An 18,198-nucleotide genomic window follows, 5' to 3' on the forward strand; every position below is an offset into this window, starting at 1 on the left:
CGTGACCGACTCCACCGCCCAGAACTCGCCGGACCCGGCCGACAATGGCCCCAGCCCGATCCTGGCGGGTCCTTTGCTGCGCCATGTGACAGCCAGCCGACTGGCGCTTTGGCTGGTCCTGCGCAAGCCCTGCCGCCTGCGACTGACCCTGGAGCAGGATGGCGAGCGGATCCTGGACCGGGAACTGGAGGAACCGGAGGCCACGCTGGTCCGGGTGGGTGAACAGGCCTGGATTGCCCTGCTGAACGTGCAGCCGGCGTCCGCCCTGGCCCACGATGACTTCATCCACTACGACCTGGGCCTGGCCCTGCCGGAGGAAGGTGGCAAACCCGACTGGCAGTGGCTGGCAACGACCGCTCCCCACCTCTGCTACACCGGCCACAGCAGCCCCGCGTTTGTGCTCAAGGCCCGCATCGACCGTCTCTACCATGGCTCCTGCCGCCGCCCCCACAGCGGCTGCGACGACGGCCTGGCACAGGTGGACCAGGTGGTGGCCGGACAGACCGAACGGGCCGGGCGCCCCGCCCTGCTGATCATGACCGGCGACCAGATCTACGCCGATGACGTCGCCGGCCCCATGCTTCACGCCATCCACTGCTTGATCGACGCACTCGGGCTCTATCCCGAGACCCTGGCGGGCACCGAGCCTGGCGACAGTCACGAGCTTTTCCGCCACCCCTGCGGCTATTACCACCGCGACCAGCTGCTGCCGGAAACCGACATCAATGAGGATCTGGCCGACCGCTTTTTTGGCGGCGTCCGCAAGCCGGTGTTCACCACCGCCAGCGCCGGCAATCACCTGGTAACTCTGGCCGAGGTGCTGGCCATGTACCTGCTGGTGTGGTCCCCGGAGCCCTGGCGCCATGTCCGCGACGCGCCCGTTCTGGCCACACCGGAGGATCGGCAGCGCTACGAGACCGAAGCCGGGCAGATCGAGCGCTTCCGGGTCGGTCTGCCGGCGGCGGCGCGAGTGCTCGCCCAGATACCCACCTATATGATCTTCGACGATCACGACATTACCGACGACTGGAACCTGTCTGCACTCTGGGAGGCGACTGCTTACGAGCACCCCTTCTCCCGCCGAATCATCGGCAATGCGCTTATCGGCTACCTGCTGTGCCAGGCCTGGGGCAACCAGCCCGCCGCGGTAGCCGGTCTGATTGCGCAGTGCCGGCGCTGCCTGGACCAGGCCGATACCAGCACCCCGGTGCCCGCCACCGCCCAGGACCGGCTGATCACCGAGCTGCTGGCCTTCGACCAGTGGCGCTTCACCCTGGCCACCACCCCAAAAGTGGTGGTGCTGGATACCCGTACCCAGCGCTGGCGGAGCGAATTCCGCCGGTCCCGGCCGTCGGGCCTGCTGGACTGGGAGGGCCTCACCGAGTTCCAGCACGAGCTGATGGATCAGGACGCGGTGATCGTGGTGTCGCCGGCGCCCATGTTCGGAGTCAAGCTGATCGAGGTGATCCAGCGCGTGTTCACCTGGTTCGGCAAACCCCTGCTGGTGGATGCCGAGAACTGGATGGCCCACCGGGGCGCCGCCAGCGTAATGCTGAACATCTTCGGCCACGCCCGCACCCCGCAGCATTTCGTGATCCTGTCCGGCGACGTGCATTATTCCTTTGCCTACGATGTGCGGGTCCGCCGGGGCAAGCGCCAGCCCAGGATCTGGCAGATCACCAGCAGCGGTATCAAGAACGAATTCCCGCGCCGGCTGCTGGACTGGCTGGACCGCCTCAACCGCTGGCTCTACGCCAGCTGGTCCCCCCTGAACTGGTTCACCAAGCGCCGGCGAATGCGCATCAAGCCCCGCCTGCCCTCAGGCCGCAGCCGCGGAGAACGGCTCTGGAACCACTCCGGGATGGGTGAGGTGACGCTGGACGAGCAGGGCCGTCCGCTGCGCATCCGTCAGCTCAACAGCGACGGCACCACCACCGATTTCAATTGACGATGCGAACGGCAACACCTATTAATTAATGAAACCCCGTTCATGGGCGAATGGACGCCGGGGCACTTTATGAAGCCAGCACCGAAAACCGCCAATGAGCGGGAGCGCATTGAAGCACTCAGAGCCACCCACCTGTTGGACTCGGAAACGGATTTTGCTTTCGAAAACCTGGTACAGTTGGCCCGACAGGTGTTCTCGGTACCCATGGTGGCCCTCAGCTTGCTGGACGATCAGCGTCAGTGGTTCAAGGCGGCCGTGGGCCTGAGCACCTGCGAAACCGACCGCGACGTCTCTTTCTGTGGCCATGCGGTTCATCACAACAGCACCTTCGTGGTGCCCGACGCCAGTAACGATGAGCGTTTCCACGACAACCCGCTGGTGACCGGCTCACCCTACATCCGTTTCTACGCCGGCGTGCCGGTGCGCTTTAGTTGGCAGAACAAACCCTACGAGCTGGGCACCTTCTGTGTCATCGACTCCAAGCCCCGTGCCTTCACCCACGACCAACGTGAGTTGCTGGGCAAATTCGGGCGCCAGGCCGAAGCCCTGATCAACATGCACGTCAGCAATCTGCAACTGGAGCGCACCATCGGGGTGCTGGAGGAGCAGCGCCAGCGTCTGGCCAGCTCGGAGAGCCAGTCCCAGCAACTTCACGTGCTGGCCAATAGCGACGACCTGACCGGTCTGCTAAACCGCCGCTGGTTGATGAAGACCCTGAGGGAATACGAGCTGGACAAGCGTTACAGCGGCGAGCGAGTGACGTTCATGCTGATCGATATCGACCGCTTCAAGACCATCAACGACGTCTACGGTCATCTGGCCGGTGATCAGGTCCTGCAGGATTTCGCCCGAATTCTCAGCACGCTGCTGCGGCGGACCCATGACCATGTCTGCCGCCTCGGCGGCGATGAATTTGCGGTGCTGGTGGATCAGGAATCCGGCGGCGACAGCGTGACCATCGCCCAGGCTCTGCTAGAGCAGGTCGCCCACCACAACCTCAACTGCGCGGCCCACCAGCATCCTTTCACCATCTCCATCGGTATCGCCACCCTGCCCCTCAACAACTTCTCCGCCCTGGCCATCATGCGCGAGGCGGACCACGCCATGTACCAGGCCAAGTACGCCGGCGGCGCAGGCTACCGGGTCAGCCCCGGCACGACCGCCTGACAGCGTTGATTTACGGTGGCGGCAGGTTCAGTCGAAGCGCCGGGCCCGGGAGTAGCGCTCGCGCCAGTAGCCACTGCGAAGGGATGACAGGGTGACACCGGTGGATGAGGCGCTGTGGATAAACTGCTGCCCGCCCATGTAGATTCCGGCATGGCTGTCCTTGCCGCCGATCCGGAAAAACACCAGATCACCGGGGCGGACGGCTTCCGGGCGAACCTCACTGCCGCGGGCCAGCATGGCGTCGGTGGTGCGGGGCAGGCGCTGCCCCAGCGCTTCGCGATAGGCGGTCAGGATGAAGCCGGAACAGTCGAAGCCGCCGGCGTCGGTACCACCGTAGCGATAGGGGGTACCCTCGTAGCGAGCGAACACCTGCCAGAGTCGTTCCGCCACCAGGGTGCTGTCGGCGTCCATGGGGGCCGGCTCCACGGCAACGGGCCAGGCCTGCCGTTCAAAGTCGGGGCTACCGGCGCAGCCGGCCAGGGCTGCCAGCACAAGCAGCAGCGCGCCAGCGCGGATCGGGAACAGCCAGGTCGGGGTCAGAAAGGATTGAACGGAAGACATGATTCAGCGCTCACAGCGACAGGGCCATGACCAGACTCTAGCGAGCCGGCGGTCGTTTGTCAGGTAACGGATTGTGAATGCAGGCCTTGGGGGATGGCGCCCTATACCGCCCTCATGCCACTTTGAGCATTTTCTGCACGCTCTTGCCGGCTTCGGCATAGAGCTGCAGCAGGCGCGGGTCGATACGGTCAAGGCGCTGCTTCATTGCCACCGCCCGCTCCAGCTTCAGCACCACCTCAAGAACGCGGCCAATGGGGCCGCTGCGTTGCCTGACGGCCGCCTTGATGGTCTCGTCCAGGTCGAGCGTTTCCAGGAAAGTCTCCTGATCCACCCGCAGCAGTACATCCACCCCTGACAACAGGCCCACCAGAAACGCCTGGGTGGCATCCACCTCCCGCTCCCGGGCCCGCTGAGCCAGCTCCTGACAGGCCTGGGCCCGGGTCAGGATCAACTGGCCGGTGCCGGCCGAGGCGGAACTGACCGAGCTGAACAGCATGACCCAGCGCCGCAGATTGACGATGCCCAGCCTGACCACCACTTCCCGCAGGGAGGTGATGGGCTTGCCGGCCCGGTACAGGGGACTGTTGACCACCTTGAGCAGGCTCACCGCCAACCCGGGGTCGCCGGAGATCAGATCCGTCAGCGCCTGGATATCCGGGTCATCGCGAAACAGCAGGCCGATCAGGCGGGCCAGCTGGATGGCGGATGGATTGAGCCGGCGGCCGTAGATAATGGCAGGGCGCGCGTAGAAATAGCCCTGGAACAGGTCGAAACCCAGGTCACGGTAGGCGGCCCGGGTCTCTTCGTCTTCCACCCGCTCGGCCAGCCACTGCACATCATAGCCGGCCAGCCGGCGCCGATGCTCTTCAACGCGGTCAGGTGTCGTGGTCAGTACATCCACCTTGATGATGGAGGCGAACTCCAGGATCGGGTCCCAGGCCCGGGTGAATTCGAAGTCGTCGAGGGCGAAGCGGAAGCCCCGGCGGTGCCAGCCGCGGATGGCGTCCACCAGAGTGGTGGTGGGAACCATGCGCTCCACCAGCTCGATCACCACTTCTTCCGGCTCAATGGGCAGGAAGGACTGGGACAGCAGGAAATCCTCGGAGACATTGATGAAGGCGGGGGAGTGGTACTGCTCGGTCTGTTCAGTGATACCGGTACACAGGTTGAAAAGCAGCTCGCTGGTGGCGCGGTTCTCTCCCACATCGACGGCGCTCTGGTTCAGGTCATTACGGAACAGCAGCTCAACCGCCTGGATGCTGTCTTCCCTGTCAAAGATCGGTTGCGCGGCCAGTAGCGCCGACCTGTCGCTCATAATTTCCTGCCCTCGATGGCACCGATGTGCATGAGCCTCAGATATATACCACCATATGGGACGGATGAAGAGTCCGGATTAACCCTGAGCTGGCCTTTCAAGCACCGAGGCCAGATCCCGGGGCGAAATATCCAGATCATCGAACGACGGGCAACCCTCGGCGACCAGGTTGTCGGATTTCATCAGAATCACCTGGTCACGGGTGAGCGGTGGCTCCGGCAACCGACCCAGCACCGCTGCCATGGCGTGCCACACCAAAAAAGGCACCGGCACCAGCAGACGGCGGCGACGGCGGTAGGCAAGATCCATTTTCACGCAGTCCCGAAAAGCATAGGACTGGCCTCCAAGCTCATAAACCGGATGCTCGCCCCGGTCGCGCTCGATCACCCGGACCACCGCTCGGGCGACATCCGCCACATGGGCCGGCTGCAGACGGGTGCGGCCACGGCCGAAGAGCGGCACCACGGGAGCGCGGGTGAGCTGCTCCAGATTGGCGACAAAACCGCCGGTCTGATCGAAAAGCACGCTTGGCCGCAGAACCGTCGCGCCCAGAAAATACTGCCAGGACATACGCTCGCCGGCGCCGCGGGCACGAACATAGGCCGAAGCGGAACGCTCATTGGCGCCGATGCCCGAGATCAGCACAAGCCTGCCGGCCCGGGCACGGCTAGCCTCCTGAGCCACCTGAGCCGCCCCCTGCACGTGAATCTGGTCAAAGGTGGCGCTGCCCCGCTCATGGTAGAGGGACACCGCATTCACCACCGCGAAGGCGCCACTGACCGCTTCCCGGACCTGCTTTTTATCAGTGATATCGCAGCGGAAGGCCTCCACCCCCTCCGGCAGGGATGCCTGGTCGGCATGGCGGCTCGCTACCCGAACCGGATAACGGGCATCGAGCAACGCCGCGACGATCTGGCGCCCAAGGTAGCCGGTGCCGCCGAGAACCGTCACCGGCTGTGACTCTGTCGCCATCCATCAGCTCCTGCCGGGTCAGCGGCTCTGCGCATTACTGGCAATGAATTCCGTTCCGACAGCAGGTGCCGGCGTGTCCATCACCGGCGTCCTCTCCATCAGTAACGGATATCGTGGCGGTCGAAAATCTCCTGGATCTCCCGCTCTTCCTCGGCCGGAATCATGACCTTGATGGTCTGGTTCTCTTCGTCCACGAACACCTTGTCCTGGGGAATGCCAGTGGCCACCAGGTCCTCCTGGGTATTACGGGCCTGGTCGGGATTCTCGTAATGACCGTTCAGTGTCTTGTTCATGGGACTGGTCTCCTTTTGCGTTCCTTACACTTCCAGCGTAGAACGCCTGCCCGGATCCGTACAAATTTCGAGCAGCGGGTGGCGCCCCACCCTATGCGTACTTGTGCTGCTATGGCGCCGCCACAAGCCTGCTAGCATCATTCCGGAGCGGCCCTCCGCGCGGCCACAGTGGCCACCGGACCCGACTCCCAGTGATTGCCCCATCGGCAGGAGCACCCCATGAGTAAAGAGCAGAGACGCGTCAAGGAAACCAAGAAGAAACCGGCCCTCACCCAGAAGGAAAAGAAGGCCGCCAAGCGTGAGAAGCAGCAGTCCAAGGGCAACGACGGCTTCTGATGCCGCCGCTGCATCGGCACAAGCGCAGGACTCCGGCCTGAGCGACTGACGCCGGGGCCGGAGTCATTTATCGGCAAGGTACTTTCGGGCCGCCGCCATCACTTTGGGTGCCAGTATCACGGTGGCCAGCATGGTGGGTATGGCCATCAGGGCGTAGCCGATGGTGATCAGGAAGATCACCGCCTGCAGAGAGATCACCGCGCCGATGACAATCAGGGCGACGTAGATATAGCGGTACCAGTTCTGGCGCTCGGCGCCGATCAGGAACCCCAGGCACTTGGCACCGTAATACCAGAAGGTGAACATGGTGCTCATGCTGAACACCGTTACCAGCAGCATGATGATCCAGGGGCCTGCCGCTCCCAGCGACGCCTCGAAGGCCCTGGCCGTCAGCGCGGCGCCGGCCACATCGGTGCCGGCTTCCCAGGCCCCGGTGGTGATCAGCACCAGGGCGGTCAGGGTACAGACAATCAGGGTATCGATGACAGGCCCCATCATGGCCACCAGGCCCTCCCGCACCGGCTCCGCCGTTCGCGCCGCGCCGTGAGCCATGACTTCGGTACCGATGCCGGCTTCGTTGGAGAAAGCGCCCTGCCGGATGCCGGTGATCACCACCCCCATGAGGCCGCCGGCCGCCACCGCCGACAAGTCGGCCTCGAAGGCATGGGTCAGGATGGACGCCAGCGCCGCCGGCACCTGCTCCAGATTGACCGCCAGAATGGCCAGCACGCAGACCAGGTAGGCCACCACCATGCTGGGTACCAGCCGGGCTGCTGAGTAGCCGACACGGTGGATGCCGCCGAAGATCACCACCGCCACAAGCGCGGCAATGAAGATACCGAACCAGAGATTGAAAGTGCCCACCTGGGCCTCGGTTATGACGTCGAACGGCAGCAGCACCGCATCCCGCATCGTTTCAGTGAGCTGGTTGATCTGGAAAACCGGCAGCGTGCCGACCAGCCCTGCCAGGCAGAAGAACACCGCCAGCGGCAGCCAGCGCTTGCCCAGGCCTTCCCGGATCACGTACATGGGACCGCCCTGCAGGTCGCCGCGGCTGTCACGGCCCCGGTACATGATGGCCAGGGTGCAGGTGAAGAACTTGGTGGCCACCCCCACCAGCGCCGTCACCCACATCCATATTACGGCACTGGGTCCGGCGTAGCTGATGGCGAAGGCCACGCCGGCAATGTTGCCGAGACCCAGTGTGCCCGAGAGCGCCGCCGACAGGGCCTGGAAATGGTTGATATCGCCGGGGTCGTCGTCCCGGTCGTGTTTGCCCCGCAGGATCTCAATGGCGTGGCCGAAATACCGGTATGGCAGGGCCCGGGAGTAGATCACGAAGAACAGACCGCCGCCCACCAGCACGATGATCAGCGGCGTACCCCAGAGGAAGTTGGAAAACGCCTGCAACCAGGATTCCAGCCTTGCCATCGCTCCCACCTCCCCGCGTAACGCCGCCAATTTCAGGTCCTTTCAGCTTCGGCAAGGTGTTAACCCCTTGTCAAATCAGCCCCGGTTCTGAGACAGATGGGGTCCACCTTGCTACAGTGAAGAGACGCGAGTCCTTTTTTTGACCGCTGGGACCGAAACCCGACATGGAGTGACTCCACGATGGAATCGGCCGTATGGTCATTCAGCATATTGCTTATCCTCATCACCGCGGCGGGTGCATTCGCCTGGGTCCGCAAACGCAAGACCACCGGCGATTACCTGGTGGCGAGCCGCGAGGTCAAGCCCTGGCTCTCCGCTCTCTCCGCCGTTGCCACCAACAACAGCGGCTTCATGTTCATCGGCATGATCGCCTTCTCCTACCGGGTCGGCATCGAGTCCATCTGGATGGCGGTGGGCTGGATCCTGGGTGATCTCACGGCCTGGCTGTTTGTCCACCCCCGGGTGCGTGAGCACTCCGGCCGCATGAAGGCGAAAACCCTCTCCGGTGTCATCGGCATGAGCGACGGCAACGAGAACCGGGTGCTGATCGTGCTGGCGGGCCTGATCACCTTCGTGTTTCTCGGCATCTATTCCGCCGGCCAGTTCAAGGCCGGCAGCCTGGCGCTGCATGCCCTGTTCGGCTGGGACATGTGGGTCGGCATCCTGATCGCGATGGTGGTGGTGATCCTCTACTCCTTTGCCGGTGGCATCCGCGCCACCATCTGGACCGATGCCGCCCAGAGCCTGGTGATGATCGGCTCCATGGCGATGATCCTGATCATGTCCTGGCGCACCATTGGCGGGCCCTCCGCCCTCTTTGACAACCTGCGGCAGCAGGACCCGGCACTGATGTCGCTGTTTCCAGCCAACCTGGAATTCGGGGTGCTTTTCTACCTGCTGGGCATGATGTCCGGCGGCTTCGGCTCCATGGGCCAGCCCCAGATCATGGTGCGTTTCATGGCCATCGAGTCGGTGGAGGCCATCAAGCGGGCCCGGGTCTGGTACTTCACCTGGTTCGTGCCGTTTTTCGCAGCCTCGGTAGGGGTCGGGCTCTACAGCCGGGCCATCCTGCCGGACCTGCCCAACCTGGAGGTCGCCGAGGGGGTCACCGAGCCCACCGAGCTGGCCCTGCCGCTGATGACCATGGAAATGCTGCCGGAGGTATTCGTGGGTATTTCCCTGGCGGGGCTGTTCGCCGCCACCATGTCCACGGCTGACTCCCAGGTGATCGTCTGCTCCGGCTCGGTCACCCAGGACATCCGGCCGAAATGGAAGGACTCCTACATCGCCTCCAAGGTGGCCACCGTGTCGGTGGCCCTGCTGGCACTGGCGGTGGCCCTGTTCGCGCCGGAAGGGGTGTTCGGGCTGGTGCTGATCGCCTGGTCGGCGCTGGCCGCCAGCCTGGGCTCGGTGATGCTGCTGCGGATCTTCCGCCAGCCATTCTCCACCACCACCGCGGTTGTGATGATGCTGACCGGATTTGGTACCGTGGTGGCATGGCACCTGTCGGCCTTCAATGACGATGTATTCAAGCTGCTGCCGGGTCTGGCGGCCGCTTTCCTGGTGTACCTGGTGAGCCGGCTGTTTGCCAAATTCACATCAAGGGGGACACACTCATGACCATTCTCACCAGACAGCCCCTTCGGCTGCTTATCCTGCTGATCTGCTTTGCCCTGCCGGCTGCGGCGGTGGCCTTCCCGCCGGACACCAGCATCAAGCTGGATCCGGGCCAGAACGGCCCCTTCACACCGCCCGCAGCGGGACCCGACTGGTACCACTTCAGCCTGGACTCCTACCAGGCCGTCACGCTGTACAGCAACCGGCCGGCAGCGGCGATCGAGGGCATCGAGCCCGCCGGTACCCTGATGAACAGCGATGGCGAGGTGCTGGCTGAGGCGGAGGACAATGCGCCGAACGAGCAGTTTCGCATCGAGGAGAACCTGCCGGCAGGAACCTATTACCTCAAGGTCAACGCGCCCATGCTGATACCGCGGGACGACGAGAGCTCAAGCTACGAGCTGTTCCTGGAGTAAACGGCCCCGGCCCCGCGAATGTTTTGGGAGCCACCCGGGTGTCATTGCGACGCCGGCTCCGTAGCGGGTAACGGGTACTTGCCCTGCTCTGCCAGGTAATGCATCCACAGGATGCGCGCCGCCACCGAGCGCCAGGGCGCCCAGGCCTGCGCCAGTTCCAGCTGCGCGTTGCGATCCGGCCTCACTGGAAGGGATTTGGCACTGCTTAGCGCAATGGCCAGGGCCAGGTCGCCCTGGGGCCACACATCCGGCCGTTTCAAGGCCATCAGGTAGTAGACATCCACACTCCAGGGGCCGATTCCGGGCAGGGCCAGCAGCCGTTGCCGGCCCCGCTCGTCCGGCGCACGCTGTAGCGCTTCCAGATCCAGGATACCGTCCAGGACTGCGCGCGCCAGGGCGTCGCAGTAGTGGGCCTTCTGCCGCGTCAGCCCCAGCGCCCGCAAACCTGCCACGCCCTGATCCCGGACCCGCTCCGGTGTCACGCCGCCCATGTCGGCACCGACACGCCGGAACAGGGTAAGCGCCGAGGCCTGGGAGACCTGCTGCTCCAGAATGATGTGAAACAGGGCGGCGAAACCGGGCTCCCGGCCCCACATGGGTGGTATGCCATGCCGCGCCACAATGCCACCCAGATCCGGGTCCTGCTCCGCCAGCACCAGCGTGGCCTGACGCAAGCACTCCGGCGTCATCATCGCCGGCTGCAAAGGTTCCATACTCGTTCCTCGAAAGCTCCTCTTGAACACCCGGAAGGGACAGCCATCGGCGAATAGGTGCAGCGCGCACTTTTCCGCCCCGGGAATCGGTTCTAACATAACCGGCTCTGTTCAATAACGGGTGCCGGCCTTGTTATCTCTCAATTTCCAGCTGCTGTCAGCCTTCATTCCCACGTTCTTCGTAGTATCCGTCACGCCGGGCATGTGCATGACCCTGGCGTTGTCCCTGGGCATCACCATCGGCGTGAAGCGGGCCATGTGGATGATGGCGGGGGAACTGCTGGGGGTTGGCCTGGTGGCGACGGCGGCAGCCGTGGGTGTTGCCACCTTCATGCTGCAGTATCCCACCGCTTTCGCCCTGTTCAAGTACGCCGGTGGCGCCTACCTGGCCTGGCTGGGGGTGCAGCTATGGTTCTCCCGGGGCAAGCTGGCGATGCCGGACGACAGCGCCACACCACCGGACTCCTCCCGCCTGCAGCTGGCGCTGCAGGGCTTCGTCACCGCCATTGCCAATCCCAAGGGCTGGGCCTTTTTTATTGCCCTGCTGCCGCCCTTCATCGACAGTAATCTGCCGATGGGGCCGCAGCTGGCGGTACTGATTCTGATTATCCTGGCACTGGAATTCCTGTGCCTGCAGCTCTACGCCCACGGCGGCAAACAATTGCGCCAGGCCCTGCGCAGTGGCGCCGGGGTGCGGGTGATGAACCGTATCGCCGGCAGCCTCATGATCCTGGTGGGTGCCTGGCTGGCGTTCGGCTGATGGGCATTACCCTGACAACCTGGCTGGCGGTGGTGAGCATCTGCGCCCTGGGCGCCATGTCGCCCGGCCCCTCCCTGGCCGTAGTGCTGAAGCAGACCCTGGCAGGCGGCCGCCGCAACGGTATCCTGACGGCCCTGCTGCATGGGCTGGGGGTGGGGCTTTACGCGTTTCTCAGCATTCTCGGGCTTGCCGCACTGATCACCGCCTCGCCGCTGGCTTTCAACACCCTGCAATGGGGTGGCGCACTCTATCTGGGCTGGCTTGGTATCAAGGGCATCACCGCACGGCATCGGCCCGCCGACGGCAGTGCCACACCCTCCACGTTCGCCAGTGCCGCTCGGGACGGTTTTCTGGTGGTTTTCCTCAATCCCAAGGTGGCGGTGTTCTTCATCGCGCTATTCAGCCAGGTGGTGGGCACCGACACCAGCCTGCTGGCCAAGCTGGGCTATGCAGCTACCGCCATGGTGATCGATGGCGGCTGGTACCTGCTGGTGGCGCTGGTGTTCTCCCATCCCGCCTGGCTGGCAAAGCTGAACCGCTACAGCGTCTGGCTCGACCGCCTGTTCGGCGCTGTCCTGCTGTTGCTGTCGGCAAGACTGGTGGCTGGAGTGGCTTTCGCCTGATATCCACCCCGCGGGCGTTGGCGATGGTTTGTCAGCACCGGCGGTATTGGTTATGGTCAAGGCAATGAGCCAACATCATCCCTGCAGCTGCGGACAATCCAATGCCGGACGCGAGTAGCCCGCGCCAGAGCGCTGACTCCCTTCTGCCCCGGTTATGGCAGTTTGGTCGCCGCGTGCTCCGGCACTTCCTGCAGAACCACGGCATCCTGCTGGCGGGCGGTGTCGGCTATAACGTGCTGCTGTCGGCGATTCCCCTGCTGGCGCTGCTCGGCGTCCTGCTGACCCACCTGGTGCCCGAATCGCAGCTACTGGAGGTGATGCGGATCCAGGCCCGGCACTTCGCCCCCGGCCATGCCGATCTCCTGCTGGATGCGGTGCGCGCCTTCCTCGACTCCCGGGACGTCATCGGCATCGTAGGCATTCCGGTGCTGCTGTTCTTCAGCTCCTTCGCCTTTCGCATGCTGGAAGACTCCATTGCCATCATCTTCCATCAGCCCGACAATCCGGCCCGCAGTTTCTGGGTGTCCGCCGCCCTGCCCTATGCCTTCATCCTGGTGCTCGCCTTCGGACTGCTGGGGTTGACGCTGATCTTTGGCCTGGCCGATGCCTTCTACGAGCGGCCGGGGTTTGTCATCTATCCGCTGAGTTTTGTCAGCGTGTTCATCCTGTTCAGCGTCATCTACAAGGTACTGCCCATCGTGCGTATCGCGCCGCGCCGGGCGGTGATCGGGGGGCTGGTGGCGGCCATCCTCTGGGAAGGCACCCGGGTGGTGCTGATGTACTACATGATCAACGTGTCGTTTGTGAACGTGATCTACGGCTCTCTGGCCACCATCATCGTGGTGCTCATCAGCCTGGAAGTGGGTGCCATCATCATCCTGCTTGGGGCCCAGGTGATCGCGGAGCTGGAACACAGCGCCAGGGCCGGACTGCCCTGGCACCAGGCCCCGGGGGGACACCCCCGGCTGTAGGCCCGGACCTCAGGGCAAGGGGGCAACGTATTGCATCTGCTGCCGGATCCACGCCACCCGCTGCCACACATAGGGCGACGGATTGCCGGCATCGAGACGCTTGGGGCTGGGCAGAACGGCTGCCAGTCTGGCCGCCTGGGTTGGCCCAACGGCGCCGGCGCCGATCCCGAAGTGAGCCCGGCTGGCGGCCTCGACGCCGTAGATCCCGGGTCCGAACTCGGCCACGTTCAGGTAGACCTCCATGATGCGCCGCTTGGGCCAGAGCAACTCCACTGCCACCGCCAGGCCAGCCTCCAGGGCCTTGCGGGCGAGGCTGCGGCCTTCCCACAGAAACAGGTTCTTCACGGTCTGCTGGGTGATGGTGCTGGCACCGCGCAGGCCCTCGCCCCGGCGGTACTCCCGCAAAGCGGTGGCAATCGCCTCGGTATCGAGCCCCCAGTGGCTGGCGAAGCGCTGGTCCTCGCTGGCCATTACCGCCCTGGGCAACCAGGGTGACATCTGCGCCAGCGGTACCCACTGGTGGCGGAGGCTCTGACTACCCGGCTGCCACTGATGCGCCAGCATGAAGGCAGTGGTGGGTGGGTTGGCGAACCGGAACACAAGCAGAACGGCCACCACCAGTAACACCACTGCCGCCAGACCCCGGGCCACCCAGCCCAGGCAGCGTCGAACCCATTTGCGCTGAGACACGTTCTGCTCCTGAATCCCGCTTTTCGCGGCCAGATGATAGTCTCTGACGAGGCGCCCTGCACGTCAGTCGTGCTTACCGCCTGTTCATGTGCCGGCGGTATCCGGCAGGGTTTTGCATCCGGCTCCCCCGCAGGCTCTAATGATCACCGCCACCAACCAAATTGCCGAGGATACGCCTTGAGAACCATCCTGCTACTGCTGCTGTTGCTGGTCCCACTGGGCGGCTGTGACGAAACGCCCACGGGGCGCTCACAATTGGCGCTGGTACCGGATTCGGTGATGCAGGATCTGGGGCAGCAAGCATTCGCCGAGATCAAGCAGCGCCAGCCGGTGGTCACTTTGCCGGAACCCAATCGCCTGGTCCGGTGTGTGGCACAGGCCGTGATTGCTGCTGCCGCCAGCCACTACCCGCAGGTTCCCATGCCGGAGTCCTGGGAAGTGGCGGTGTTCGAAGATCCCTCCCCCAACGCTTTCGCTCTACCGGGAGGCAAGATCGGCCTTCACACCGGTATGCTGACCATCGCCGACACGCCTTCCCAACTGGCCGCCATCGTCGGCCACGAGGTTGCCCACGTGCTGGCAGAGCACGGCAACGAACGCCTGACCCAGGAATTGGGCATTGAAGCGGCACTCTATGTGGTGGGGCTGTTCAGCGAGGGTGAGCTTGGCCAGGAGCAACTGATGCAGGCGCAGGGCCTTGGCGCCGAACTGGGCATTGCGCTGCCGTTCAGTCGCGCCCACGAAGAGGAGGCCGACGTCATGGGGCTGATGCTGATGGCGGTGGCGGGCTTTGATCCCCGCCAGGCAGTGACACTCTGGCAGACCATGGCCGCCCGGGGTGGCGAACAGCCGATGGAGTTCCTTTCCACCCATCCGGCCCACGAGAGCCGCATTGAACGGCTTCAGGAACATATGGACCAGGCCCTGGCGCTGGCTCAGGGCCGTCCCGATCCCTGCCGGCGCTAGATCGCAAGCAGGTGGATCTGCCCTCGGGACATCAACCCTCGCCGATGTCCTTCAGGACTTCTTCACTGCTGAAGTAGGTGCGCTCGGGGATGTTCTCAAGGGTATCGATAATGCGGGGGTCGGCGCCGTGGGCGCGGGCCTGTTCCACCAGCTCGTCACGACTGGCGGGAAACTCCAGGCCAGCGACGGCCTCACTGGTTACCTTGTCCACGCGCTGGTGGGGTTTGGTCATCGCCATGACGTCCTCCGTTCACTCTAAGCCGTAGGAAGTTTACCTCTTATTCCAGTCTACCTGCCCGAAGCGATGGAAACCAACCGCCCCCATAGGCGCTTGCACTGGCCGACCAGCCGGCGTCTACCCGCTCCGGATCACTTGAGCCCCCAGATCCTCGCTACCGCCCGGTCACTGCCCAGGCCTGCCACCACCGTGCAGACCAGGCTGATGGCGAAGAAGAACAGAATCGGGATAAGCGCGCCGAGCACCTGCGCCACCAGGGCGAAAAACAGGGAGATTCCGGACAGCACCAGAAACAGAAAGCCCACAGCCAGCAGAATTTTGCGGTGGGAAGGCCGATAATGCTCCGGCTGCTCACCGCGCTCGAAAAACGACAGGATTGGCCAGAACAGGCGGGTCAGAACAGCTTTCATGGCATTGATGCTCCACAATAGGAGAGTGAGAGATGCCGGGCCGGATCGCGCCGGACACTTTCGGATAGTAACGACTATTGCCCCCGGCCTGTAGACTGGGCCGACCATAAGCCAGCCATGATCCATGGCCAGAAGCCAACAGGAGCCAGTGTGTGAAGACGCTCAAGATCGACATCGTTTCCGACATCGCCTGCCCGTGGTGTGCCATCGGCTATGCCCGGCTCGAGAAAGCCATGGCCGAACTCCGTGACAGCCTGGACTTTGACATCGAATGGCACGCCTTCGAACTCAATCCGGACCCTAAGGCCGCCGGCGAACCGATCCTGCCCGCACTGAGCCGCAAGTACGGTCGCAGCGAATCGGAAATGGCCGCCGCCCAGGCCCAGATGACCGAGATTGCCCACGACCTCGGCCTGGATTTCAGCCGCATGCAGGAGCGCCACACCTGTCATACCTTCGATGCCCACCGACTGGTGAAGTGGGCCGGCGAGCAGAGTCGCCAGACGGAGCTCAAACAGGCCCTGTTCGATGCCTATTTTGGCAAGGCAGCCGATGTATCCGACCCGGAGGTGCTGGTGAACTGCGTCGAGGCCGCCGGTCTGGATACCGAACAAGCCCGGGAGATCCTGGCGTCCGGCGACTATGCCGATGCAGTGCGGCGGGACGAGGCCCACTATCAGCAGGCCGGCGTGTCGGCGGTGCCGGCGTTTGTGATCAACGGCCAGTATCTGATTTCCGGCGCCCAGGAGCCGGAGACCCTGGTTCAGGCATTTCGGGAGATCGCCAGTCAGTAGGCCCCTGGGCCGGGCGTTGGCGGGCTGAGCATGAGCCAGATTCCGCGCAACTGCTTTGCAAGCTCTCTACTGCGAATTCGCAGCTATATATGAGTTTTAACGTATTTATACTGCGTAAATGTGTGGTTACAGTAGCGCCAACAGTCACCCAAGCCATGGAGGAACGAACCATGACCAGATTGCTTCACAACACCGCAACCGTACCCTCCAGCATCCTGAACAACGGCAAGGATGTACGCGCAGAATACACCCGGGTGGCGGCACGACAGGCATACGCGCGGCTCAGTCATCTCGCCGGGCGGCTTGGCGCCAATCTGCGCAAGCGCAGCCAGTGGCACCAGGGCGCGGCGTCCGGCGGTCACGCCTGATAGCCGGCGCCAACCCGCCATCAGCTTTCCGAAAAGGGGTCCTCCGGGGCCCCTTTTTTGTTCCCCCGGCTCTCCGGTTGCAGCCCCGAAGCTCTTGAACCAAGCTGAGTGTAGAACTTCAGCGACACTGCGGAGGGACAGGATTCATGTACGATTTCCTCGAGCAAAGCAACCGCCTGATGAAACAGGCCGCCGACATCGGCCAGATCCGCGAGGAGGTGGCCGAGCTGCTGTCGGCCCCCATGCGGGTGATCAGTTTCCGCATTCCCCTCAAGATGGACGATGGCCGCTCCCGGGTCTTCGACGCCTTCCGGGTCTGTCATAACGACGCCCTTGGTCCCACCCGGGACGGCACCCGCATCTCACCGGACCTGGACCTGGACGAGTGCAAGGCCCTGGCGCTGGTGATGTCGGTCAAGCATGCCGCCGGGCGCATTCCCGCCGGCGGTGGCAAGGGCGGTATTGCCGCCGATCCGGACGAGCTCAGCGACCGGGAGTACGAACGGCTATGCCGGGCCTACATCCGCCACCTGCGGCCCTCCGGTCCGGACTGCGATGTGCCCGGCGCCGACGTGGGTACGGGCATGCAGAGCATGGCCTGGATGCTGGACGAGTACGAGCAGATCACCGGCCGCCACACACCTACCGCCATTAACGACAAGCCGCCCATCATAGGCGGCTCTTTCGGGGGTTATGAAGCCACCGGCCGGGGAGTGTTCGAGGTGTTTGAGGCAACCGCGAAGGATATCGATTTCGACATGAAAGGTGCCCGGGTCGCTATCCAGGGTTTCGGCCAGGTCGGCTCGGTGGCGGCCCGGGCCTTCCAGTCGGCCGGTTGCAAGGTGGTGGGGGTGACCGAGAAGAACAGCGGTGTCTTTGCCGGGGACGGCCTGGATATCGACGCCCTGATCGATCACTACCAGGAGCACGGCAGCCTGAAGGATTTCCCCGGCAGTGAGCCCCTCGGCAACGACGAAGTGTTCAGTTGCGACTGCGACGTACTGGTGCCGGCGGCCCTGCAGGGTGTCGTCACCAAAGACAATGCCAGGGACGTCAGGGCGCGCATCCTGGTGGAGGCCGCCAATGCCCCCACCACCCTGGAGGCGGATGAGATCCTGACCGAAAATGGCGTCACCATCGTGCCCGACGTGCTGGCCAATGCCGGCAGTGTTCACCTGTGCCAGATGGAGCGCACCCAGGGGCTGTCGGATCATTACTGGGACCGAGAGGCCATCAGTGCGGAGCGGTGCAAGCGCCTGGTGAGCAGCTACGAGGCTGCCGCAAAAATGGCCGAGCAGCACAAGCTGGCCTCGGTCAGGCTGGGCGCCTGGATTCACGCCCTGAAGCGGATGGAGGAGGCCATCCTCACCCGGGGCTGGGTTTAGGCCGGCTCGGTTTCTGGATCAGGGTCAACGACTAGACCTGTCCCAGCCGCGCTGCCATGGCTCTCTGGCGCACCTGCCAGGAAGACCAGGAATAGAGCGCCAGGGCGGCCCAGATCAGCACAAAGCTGGCCAGCTGGGTCTTGCTGAGAGGCTCGTTGAACACCAGCAACGCCAGGGCAAACTGCATGGTGGGGTTGATGTACATCAGAAACCCGACGGTGGAC

The 18,198-nt window shown here is 64.0% G+C and carries 20 protein-coding genes and 1 pseudogene; 11 read left to right on the top strand and 10 right to left on the bottom strand.

What is annotated here, in order from left to right; translation table 11 throughout:
• Nucleotide 1: 1 nt before the first annotated feature.
• Together R3280_RS11320 and R3280_RS11325 are read left to right on the top strand one after the other, a co-directional pair.
• A complete protein-coding gene (locus tag R3280_RS11320; protein WP_318998717.1) occupies nucleotides 2-1,948 on the top strand; it encodes an alkaline phosphatase D family protein in 1,947 nt (648 codons plus the stop codon).
• Nucleotides 1,949-2,017: 69 nt separating this feature from the next.
• On the top strand, nucleotides 2,018-3,115 hold the full coding sequence (locus R3280_RS11325) for a sensor domain-containing diguanylate cyclase (protein ID WP_318998718.1): 1,098 nt from the start codon (nucleotides 2,018-2,020) through the stop codon (nucleotides 3,113-3,115).
• 27 nt (nucleotides 3,116-3,142) lie between these two features.
• Here R3280_RS11325 and R3280_RS11330 read toward each other — a convergent pair whose 3' ends face one another.
• The 5 genes from R3280_RS11330 to R3280_RS11350 all read right to left on the bottom strand — a co-directional run bounded on the left by R3280_RS11330 (nucleotide 3,143) and on the right by R3280_RS11350 (nucleotide 8,023).
• Nucleotides 3,143-3,676 (bottom strand): C40 family peptidase, encoded by a 534-nt coding sequence (locus R3280_RS11330; protein WP_318998719.1) that lies wholly within the window; start codon nucleotides 3,674-3,676, stop codon nucleotides 3,143-3,145.
• Nucleotides 3,677-3,788: 112 nt separating this feature from the next.
• Complete coding sequence (locus R3280_RS11335; RefSeq protein ID WP_318998720.1) at nucleotides 3,789-4,991, bottom strand: EAL and HDOD domain-containing protein; 1,203 nt, start codon at nucleotides 4,989-4,991, stop codon at nucleotides 3,789-3,791.
• Between the two features lie 78 nt (nucleotides 4,992-5,069).
• The gene (locus R3280_RS11340; RefSeq protein WP_318998721.1) at nucleotides 5,070-5,963 is read right to left on the bottom strand and encodes an NAD-dependent epimerase/dehydratase family protein; all 894 of its coding nucleotides are present in this window, start codon (nucleotides 5,961-5,963) and stop codon (nucleotides 5,070-5,072) included.
• Nucleotides 5,964-6,061: 98 nt separating this feature from the next.
• On the bottom strand, nucleotides 6,062-6,256 hold the full coding sequence (locus R3280_RS11345) for a hypothetical protein (RefSeq protein ID WP_318998722.1): 195 nt from the start codon (nucleotides 6,254-6,256) through the stop codon (nucleotides 6,062-6,064).
• A gap of 399 nt (nucleotides 6,257-6,655) precedes the next feature.
• The gene (locus R3280_RS11350) at nucleotides 6,656-8,023 is read right to left on the bottom strand and encodes an alanine/glycine:cation symporter family protein (protein ID WP_318998723.1); all 1,368 of its coding nucleotides are present in this window, start codon (nucleotides 8,021-8,023) and stop codon (nucleotides 6,656-6,658) included.
• 180 nt (nucleotides 8,024-8,203) lie between these two features.
• Here R3280_RS11350 and R3280_RS11355 point away from each other — a divergent pair, with 180 nt between their 5' ends.
• Together R3280_RS11355 and R3280_RS11360 are read left to right on the top strand one after the other, a co-directional pair.
• Complete coding sequence (locus tag R3280_RS11355) at nucleotides 8,204-9,643, top strand: sodium/proline symporter (protein WP_318998724.1); 1,440 nt, start codon at nucleotides 8,204-8,206, stop codon at nucleotides 9,641-9,643.
• Nucleotides 9,640-10,056, top strand: a complete 417-nt coding sequence (locus R3280_RS11360; RefSeq protein WP_318998725.1) for a hypothetical protein — start codon at nucleotides 9,640-9,642, stop codon at nucleotides 10,054-10,056. The genes R3280_RS11355 and R3280_RS11360 overlap by 4 nt, the downstream gene beginning before the upstream one ends.
• Before the next feature lie 41 nt (nucleotides 10,057-10,097).
• On the opposite strand, the gene R3280_RS11365 is transcribed toward R3280_RS11360, so the two are convergent.
• A complete protein-coding gene (locus R3280_RS11365; RefSeq protein ID WP_318998726.1) occupies nucleotides 10,098-10,769 on the bottom strand; it encodes a DNA-3-methyladenine glycosylase 2 family protein in 672 nt (223 codons plus the stop codon).
• A gap of 121 nt (nucleotides 10,770-10,890) precedes the next feature.
• Between R3280_RS11365 and R3280_RS11370 the strand changes: the two genes are divergently transcribed.
• The 3 genes from R3280_RS11370 to R3280_RS11380 all read left to right on the top strand — a co-directional run bounded on the left by R3280_RS11370 (nucleotide 10,891) and on the right by R3280_RS11380 (nucleotide 13,123).
• On the top strand, nucleotides 10,891-11,529 hold the full coding sequence (locus R3280_RS11370; RefSeq protein WP_318998727.1) for a LysE family translocator: 639 nt from the start codon (nucleotides 10,891-10,893) through the stop codon (nucleotides 11,527-11,529).
• A complete protein-coding gene (locus R3280_RS11375; RefSeq protein WP_318998728.1) occupies nucleotides 11,529-12,152 on the top strand; it encodes a LysE family translocator in 624 nt (207 codons plus the stop codon). The genes R3280_RS11370 and R3280_RS11375 overlap by 1 nt, the downstream gene beginning before the upstream one ends.
• Nucleotides 12,153-12,253: 101 nt before the next feature.
• A complete protein-coding gene (locus R3280_RS11380) occupies nucleotides 12,254-13,123 on the top strand; it encodes a YihY/virulence factor BrkB family protein (RefSeq protein WP_318998729.1) in 870 nt (289 codons plus the stop codon).
• A 9-nt stretch (nucleotides 13,124-13,132) separates the two neighbouring features.
• Here the strand turns inward: R3280_RS11380 and mtgA are convergent, their stop codons facing one another.
• The gene (gene mtgA / locus R3280_RS11385) at nucleotides 13,133-13,813 is read right to left on the bottom strand and encodes a monofunctional biosynthetic peptidoglycan transglycosylase (RefSeq protein ID WP_318998730.1); all 681 of its coding nucleotides are present in this window, start codon (nucleotides 13,811-13,813) and stop codon (nucleotides 13,133-13,135) included.
• Between the two features lie 177 nt (nucleotides 13,814-13,990).
• On the opposite strand from mtgA, the gene R3280_RS11390 reads away from it, so the two are divergent.
• Nucleotides 13,991-14,779 carry a M48 family metallopeptidase gene (locus R3280_RS11390; protein WP_318998731.1) on the top strand — a complete coding sequence of 263 codons (789 nt, stop codon included), beginning with the start codon at nucleotides 13,991-13,993 and terminating at the stop codon, nucleotides 14,777-14,779.
• 31 nt (nucleotides 14,780-14,810) lie between these two features.
• On the opposite strand, the gene R3280_RS11395 is transcribed toward R3280_RS11390, so the two are convergent.
• Together R3280_RS11395 and R3280_RS11400 are read right to left on the bottom strand one after the other, a co-directional pair.
• Nucleotides 14,811-15,017 carry a DUF2795 domain-containing protein gene (locus tag R3280_RS11395; RefSeq protein WP_318998732.1) on the bottom strand — a complete coding sequence of 69 codons (207 nt, stop codon included), beginning with the start codon at nucleotides 15,015-15,017 and terminating at the stop codon, nucleotides 14,811-14,813.
• Nucleotides 15,018-15,148: 131 nt separating this feature from the next.
• Nucleotides 15,149-15,427, bottom strand: a complete 279-nt coding sequence (locus R3280_RS11400) for a hypothetical protein (protein WP_318998733.1) — start codon at nucleotides 15,425-15,427, stop codon at nucleotides 15,149-15,151.
• 152 nt (nucleotides 15,428-15,579) lie between these two features.
• On the opposite strand from R3280_RS11400, the gene R3280_RS11405 reads away from it, so the two are divergent.
• The 3 genes from R3280_RS11405 to R3280_RS11415 all read left to right on the top strand — a co-directional run bounded on the left by R3280_RS11405 (nucleotide 15,580) and on the right by R3280_RS11415 (nucleotide 17,974).
• Nucleotides 15,580-16,221 (top strand): DsbA family oxidoreductase, encoded by a 642-nt coding sequence (locus R3280_RS11405; RefSeq protein ID WP_318998734.1) that lies wholly within the window; start codon nucleotides 15,580-15,582, stop codon nucleotides 16,219-16,221.
• A gap of 170 nt (nucleotides 16,222-16,391) precedes the next feature.
• Nucleotides 16,392-16,589, top strand: a complete 198-nt coding sequence (locus R3280_RS11410) for a hypothetical protein (RefSeq protein ID WP_318998735.1) — start codon at nucleotides 16,392-16,394, stop codon at nucleotides 16,587-16,589.
• Nucleotides 16,590-16,735: 146 nt separating this feature from the next.
• Nucleotides 16,736-17,974 carry a Glu/Leu/Phe/Val dehydrogenase gene (locus tag R3280_RS11415; protein WP_318998736.1) on the top strand — a complete coding sequence of 413 codons (1,239 nt, stop codon included), beginning with the start codon at nucleotides 16,736-16,738 and terminating at the stop codon, nucleotides 17,972-17,974.
• 31 nt (nucleotides 17,975-18,005) lie between these two features.
• Here the strand turns inward: R3280_RS11415 and R3280_RS11420 are convergent.
• Nucleotides 18,006-18,198: pseudogene (locus R3280_RS11420) on the bottom strand (EamA family transporter); the annotation flags it as partial.

The organism is Marinobacter sp., from assembly GCF_033722195.1.
In the GTDB taxonomy this organism is placed as follows: Bacteria; Pseudomonadota; Gammaproteobacteria; order Pseudomonadales; family Oleiphilaceae; genus Marinobacter.

Coding starts and splice junctions, on each gene's coding strand:
- R3280_RS11325 (WP_318998718.1), top strand. CDS start 2,018: ATGAAGCCAGCACCGAAAACCGCCAATGAGCGGGAGCGCATTGAAGCA.
- R3280_RS11330 (WP_318998719.1), bottom strand. CDS start 3,676: ATGTCTTCCGTTCAATCCTTTCTGACCCCGACCTGGCTGTTCCCGATC.
- R3280_RS11335 (WP_318998720.1), bottom strand. CDS start 4,991: ATGAGCGACAGGTCGGCGCTACTGGCCGCGCAACCGATCTTTGACAGG.
- R3280_RS11340 (WP_318998721.1), bottom strand. CDS start 5,963: ATGGCGACAGAGTCACAGCCGGTGACGGTTCTCGGCGGCACCGGCTAC.
- R3280_RS11345 (WP_318998722.1), bottom strand. CDS start 6,256: ATGAACAAGACACTGAACGGTCATTACGAGAATCCCGACCAGGCCCGT.
- R3280_RS11350 (WP_318998723.1), bottom strand. CDS start 8,023: ATGGCAAGGCTGGAATCCTGGTTGCAGGCGTTTTCCAACTTCCTCTGG.
- R3280_RS11355 (WP_318998724.1), top strand. CDS start 8,204: ATGGAATCGGCCGTATGGTCATTCAGCATATTGCTTATCCTCATCACC.
- R3280_RS11360 (WP_318998725.1), top strand. CDS start 9,640: ATGACCATTCTCACCAGACAGCCCCTTCGGCTGCTTATCCTGCTGATC.
- R3280_RS11365 (WP_318998726.1), bottom strand. CDS start 10,769: ATGGAACCTTTGCAGCCGGCGATGATGACGCCGGAGTGCTTGCGTCAG.
- R3280_RS11375 (WP_318998728.1), top strand. CDS start 11,529: ATGGGCATTACCCTGACAACCTGGCTGGCGGTGGTGAGCATCTGCGCC.
- R3280_RS11380 (WP_318998729.1), top strand. CDS start 12,254: ATGCCGGACGCGAGTAGCCCGCGCCAGAGCGCTGACTCCCTTCTGCCC.
- R3280_RS11395 (WP_318998732.1), bottom strand. CDS start 15,017: ATGGCGATGACCAAACCCCACCAGCGCGTGGACAAGGTAACCAGTGAG.
- R3280_RS11400 (WP_318998733.1), bottom strand. CDS start 15,427: ATGAAAGCTGTTCTGACCCGCCTGTTCTGGCCAATCCTGTCGTTTTTC.
- R3280_RS11410 (WP_318998735.1), top strand. CDS start 16,392: ATGACCAGATTGCTTCACAACACCGCAACCGTACCCTCCAGCATCCTG.
- R3280_RS11415 (WP_318998736.1), top strand. CDS start 16,736: ATGTACGATTTCCTCGAGCAAAGCAACCGCCTGATGAAACAGGCCGCC.